This is a genomic window from Streptomyces sp. OR43, assembly GCF_008042275.1.
In the GTDB taxonomy this organism is placed as follows: Bacteria; Actinomycetota; Actinomycetes; order Streptomycetales; family Streptomycetaceae; genus Streptomyces.
The window spans coordinates 1-4,710 of the sequence record NZ_RDBK01000112.1 but is presented as its reverse complement, the minus strand read 5'-3'; the positions used below and the strand labels follow the sequence as shown (position 1 = coordinate 4,710).

Genomic DNA, 4,710 nt, shown 5'->3' with positions numbered 1-4,710 from the left:
GCTCACGGTGGCGCGCCGCGGCCATCAGCCCCCACACCGCCCGCGCGATCGCGGTGAACGGGGTCCCCGGTGGCACCTCCACCAGCGGCAGCCCGTACCTGCTCGGCGGCGAGCTGCTGCTGAGCGCCGGGGTGCTGCTCACGGACCCGGACACGTATGTGGCCCGGCTGGTGGAGGCGGGAGCGGCGGCGCTCGGCTTCGGGGTGCGGCCGGTGCACGAGGCGGTGCCGCCGGCCCTGGTCGCCGCCTGCGACCGGTACGGGCTGCCGCTGGTGGAGGTGCCACCGGGGACCCCGTTCACCGCGATCGCGCGGGCGGTGTGGGGGCTGATGGCCGCGGCGCGCCACCGTGAGCTGCGCCGGGTGACGCGGGCCCAGCAGGCACTGGCCTCGGCGGCGGCGCGGCCGGACCCGATCCCCGCGGTGCTGCACCAGCTGGCGGTCCGGCTCTCCGGGCGGGCGGCCCTGGTGACGGCGGAGGGCGAGGAACTGCACGCGGCGGGCAGCCCGCCGGCCCCGGACGTGCGCGCGGCCCTGGCCCGGCTGGCCCGGGTCCTCGCCCCGAGCGCCCGCCCCGCGCCCGCCTCGGCCACCGACACCGTGGGCGGGGCCCAGCTGTCGGCCTACGCGCTGGGCGGGGGGCAGGGCCTCGCCCTGACCCTGGCCACGGGCCACCGCGAGGCGGGCGACCACACCGTCGCCGGGATCGCGGTCGTCCTGCTCTCCCTGCTGGCCGCCCCGCACCAGGGGGCCGACGCGGCGGCACGCTCGGCGGCGCTCGTCCGGCTGCTGCTCGGCGCGGACCCGGCGGACGTCGCGCCGCTGCTGGCGGGCGACGGGCCGTGGACGGTCGTGCACGCGCGCCGCAGCGGCGGCGGCGCGGCGGACCCGCTCACCGCGGGCGCGCTCGGCGCGGCCCTGGGCTCGGCGCTCGTGGACGCGGACCGGGGCGACGAGGCGGTACGGGTCCTGGTGCCGGGCGCCGGCCGGATCGCCCCGCAGCCGGGCTGGACGCTCGGCGCCTCCGCCCCCGCCCCGGCCGACGCCCTGGCGGCCGCCGGAACCCGGGCCGCGCGTGCTCTCGGCCGGGCGGAGGCGACCCGCACCCCGCTGGTGGTGGACGCGCCGGTGTCCGGCCTCGCCGCGCTGCTCCCGCCCGGTCCGGCGGCCGACCGCGCCCGCGAACTCCTCGCCCCGCTCACCGAGCCGCTCGCCGAGACCCTGCGCTGCTGGCTCTCCCTGCACGGCAGCTGGGACCGCACGGCGGTGGCCCTGTCCGTCCACCGCAACACCGTCCGGCAACGCATCGCGCGGTGCGGGGTGTTGCTCGGGACGGACCTGGACGACATGGACGTGCGTACGGAGTTGTGGCTCGCGCTGCGGCAGGAGTGATCGCGCCCGCTCCCGGCCCGAGGACCCCGGTTCCGGCCCCCTGATGCACTCGGCCCCTCGGCACATGACATATGTTGCAGTGGCAAAGGGGGGCCGCATGGCACGGGATTACGACAGTCAGCTACTGGAATCGGTAGGGGTACGCCGACGCAGGATGCGGGATGCGCTCCTGTTCGGCGCCCAGCGCGCGCGGCGGACGGCCGACGAACGCCTGGGAAAGGTGTTCGCGGGGATCGCGATCACGGCGGTGCTGTGCGCGGGATGTGTGGGGTGGTCGTTCCTCCAGCACACCCTGGACAAGCAGAAGGCCGAGCAGGAGAAACAGCAGCGGCAGGCGCAGCGGTATGACCGGCCCTCACCGTCCCCCTCCGCCCCGGCCGGTTCGGTGCGGCCGACGCAGCCGTAGGCAGTTCTTTCGCGCGTACCGGGATTCACCGGCTCTGCTCCGAATTCCACGGGACGGCTTGATTCGGTTGGTTCGCTTTGCCCAATTGGCCCGAAATTCCAGGAAATCGCGATGATAGGTTTTCGTAAGTGGTGAGTACAGCAATGACTTCCCGGGCGGAAATGAGCCGGGTGACCCTGGTCGGCGAGCGGCGTCGGGCCGACATCGTGCTGCCCTCCGACACCCCGGTCGGGCAACTCCTTCCGGACATCCTGCAGTTGCTGGACGACCGTGCCGCCTCGCGGCCGTTGACCCGGCAGTTGCTCACCGCGGACGGCTCGGCGCTGCCGCACGACAGCACCCTGGCCTCGGCCGGGATCGGCGACGGCGCCGTGCTGCGGCTCGTCCGGGCGCACGCCGCGCCCCCCGCACCGGTGGTCCACGATGTCACGGACCAGGTGGCCGACAGCCTCGATCTCCAGACCTGGCGCTGGCGTCCGGCCGCACGGCGGGTCGGCGCCGGTGCGTCGACGGTGGCCTTCGCGGTGGTCGCCGCACTGCTCGCGCGCCGCGAGTTCCCGCTCACCGCGCTGGCCGGCGCCCTGGGTGCCGTCACTGCCGCACTCCTGGTGGCCGGGGCGCTCGTGGCCCGGCTCGGACGGGGCAACCGGGGTCTGGCGACCGCGCTGCTGCTTGCCTCCAGCGGGCTCGGGATCCTCACGGCCTGGACCGCGGCCGACGCGTACGACTGGTCCGGAGCGCTCCGGCTGGCCGCCGTGGCGGGCGCGGTCGTCCTGTCGCTCGCGCTGCTCGGTGTCTTTTCGCCGCTGGGACGCGGCGGCCTGATCGGCGCGCTGGCCACGGCCGCCCTGACCGTGGTCTGGGAGTGCGTCGCCGCCGCCACGTCCGATCCGGCGCGTCTCGGTGCCGTGATGGCCGTGCTCTCGGTGGTGCTCCTCGGTCTGCTGCCCCGGATCGCCCTGATGGCTTCGGGGCTCACCGCGCTCGACGACCGGCGCTCCGGCGGGGTGTCCGTCAGCCGTCACGACGTCGGCAACGCACTGGCGGCCACCCATCGCGGGCTCGCCCTCGCGACGCTCGCCACCTCGGTGTCGGCGGCTGCCGCCGGCTGGCTCCTCACCCTGGCCGCCCGGCCGACCGTGTGGACCGTGCTGCTGCCCTCGCTGGTGGCGGTGGTGCTCCTGTCGCGTGCCCGGGCGTTCCCGCTGGTGGCCGAGGTCGTGGCCCTCTTCGCGGCCGCCGCCGTCCTCGTCGTCCGGCTGGTGATGCTCTGGATGGACCACGCCGGGGGCACCGGTCCCATCGCCGTGCTGTGCGCGGCGGCGCTGCTGCCCCTGCTCGCGCTGGCGGTCGAGCCGCCGGAGCACGTACGGGTCCGGCTGCGGCGCACGGCCGACCTCGTCGAGTCCATCGGCGTGGTGGGACTCTTCCCGCTCGCCGTCGGCGTGTTCGGCATGTACGGACAGCTGCTCAACAAGTTCTGACGACTGACACCACGTGCGCGGGCGCTCCGGGCGGGGCATCGAAGCGGAGATGAAGGACGGACATGCCGAACGCGGACAACTGGCAGAGCGATGTGCTGCGTGACCTGAGCGGCACCGCCGCCCCGCGGGGCGCACAGGGCACAGGAGACATCCAGGACGCGCGGGACTCCGGCGTACGGCCGGCTGCGGCGCCCGTGCAGACGCGGGCCCCCGCGTCAGCGCCCGCCTCCGGCCCCGCACCGGTACAGGTGCCGAGCCCCGCCACGCAGCCGCGGAACGCCCCGGCCCCGGGCGCCCGTCGTCTCGCCGCACCCGACTCGCGGGCCGTCGTGGACCGGGAGCTGGCCGGTGCGGCGCGGCGGCCACAGCGGGGTGAGCCCCTCGCCGTCCGGGCCTCGCGCGCACTGCGCCGAATCGTTTCCTCCTCCACGGCGCGCGAGGTCGCCGACCTCACCCGTACCGCCGAGGTACTGCAACGGCCGGTCACGACCGGGCGGCAGATCGCCGTCACGTCCATCCGGGGCGGCGCGGGCAAGACGACCGTCGCCGCGCTGCTCGGCACGGCCTACGCGCACTACCGTCAGGACCCCGTCCTCCTCGTCGAGGCCGATCCGGCCCTCGGCTCGCTGCCGTTGCGGCTCGGCGCCGAGACGCTGCGGTGGACCACCGCCGATCTCGCGGACATCGTGGAGCCGCAGATGTCGCTGCTCGACGTCACCGGCTACCTGGTCCAGCTCCCCGACAACGCCTGGCTGCTGCCCGGCAGCCAGGGCCGGATCGGGGCGATGCTGGACACCGCGACGTACGAACGGGTCATGGTGGCGCTGCGGCGCTACTTCAGCGTGACGGTGGTCGACTGCGAGACGCTGCCCGCCGAGGTCGCCCGCGTCGCCCTCTCGGCCTCCCAGGCCCGTGTGCTGGCCGCTCCCGCCACACTGGACGGCGTCACGAGCACGTACGCGGTGCTGCAGTGGCTGCAAGGGCTGCCCCGTCATGTGATCGCCGGGACCGTGGTCGTCCTGTCCAGCATGGCCGCGCGCCCCGGCATCGACGTGGAGGCGGCCGCCGAACGGCTCCGGTCCACCGGTGCGAGCGTCCACGTCCTGCCCTACGACCGGCATCTGGCGGCGGGCGGGGCCCTGCGCACCGAGCTGCTCGCCCGGCCGACGCGGCTGGCCGCCACCCGGCTCGCGGCCGAGGTGTTCGAGCTCTCCCAGAAGCGCCGGTGACCGCGATGCAGCCGATGCCTCCGATCCAGCCGATTCCGACGGCGCCCCCGAGCACGCCCTCGTACCCGCAGGAAGTCGTCGTCGACCCGTCGCCGCTCCCAGAGCCGGGCCGGGTCGCGCACGATGTCGTACAGGGAGTACGGCGACGGGTTCAGTACGTCCGCGCGCCCGCGCCGCTCGCGCTCCTCGGCCGACAGCTC

Annotated in this window: 5 protein-coding genes; all 5 read left to right on the top strand. The window is 75.5% G+C overall.

Annotated features, from left to right (window positions below; genetic code table 11):
* The first annotated feature begins 23 nt into the window (after positions 1 to 23).
* Positions 24 to 1,391 carry a PucR family transcriptional regulator gene (locus EAO72_RS41280; protein WP_261991878.1) on the top strand — a complete coding sequence of 456 codons (1,368 nt, stop codon included), beginning with the start codon at positions 24 to 26 and terminating at the stop codon, positions 1,389 to 1,391.
* A 97-nt stretch (positions 1,392 to 1,488) separates the two neighbouring features.
* Positions 1,489 to 1,797: a hypothetical protein gene (locus tag EAO72_RS41275; RefSeq protein WP_148022518.1), complete on the top strand. Its 309-nt coding sequence runs from the start codon at positions 1,489 to 1,491 to the stop codon at positions 1,795 to 1,797.
* Between the two features lie 143 nt (positions 1,798 to 1,940).
* The gene (gene eccD / locus EAO72_RS41270; protein ID WP_148022517.1) at positions 1,941 to 3,281 is read left to right on the top strand and encodes a type VII secretion integral membrane protein EccD; all 1,341 of its coding nucleotides are present in this window, start codon (positions 1,941 to 1,943) and stop codon (positions 3,279 to 3,281) included.
* A gap of 62 nt (positions 3,282 to 3,343) precedes the next feature.
* Entirely contained in the window at positions 3,344 to 4,510 is a 1,167-nt protein-coding gene (locus EAO72_RS41265; RefSeq protein WP_148022516.1) for a MinD/ParA family ATP-binding protein, read from the top strand.
* Positions 4,507 to 4,710, top strand: a 204-nt coding sequence (locus tag EAO72_RS42635; RefSeq protein ID WP_222724176.1) for a hypothetical protein, incomplete at its 3' end; no start/stop codon positions are given. The genes EAO72_RS41265 and EAO72_RS42635, both read left to right, overlap by 4 nt.

Coding starts and splice junctions, on each gene's coding strand:
- eccD (WP_148022517.1), top strand. CDS start 1,941: ATGACTTCCCGGGCGGAAATGAGCCGGGTGACCCTGGTCGGCGAGCGG.
- EAO72_RS41265 (WP_148022516.1), top strand. CDS start 3,344: ATGCCGAACGCGGACAACTGGCAGAGCGATGTGCTGCGTGACCTGAGC.
- EAO72_RS41275 (WP_148022518.1), top strand. CDS start 1,489: ATGGCACGGGATTACGACAGTCAGCTACTGGAATCGGTAGGGGTACGC.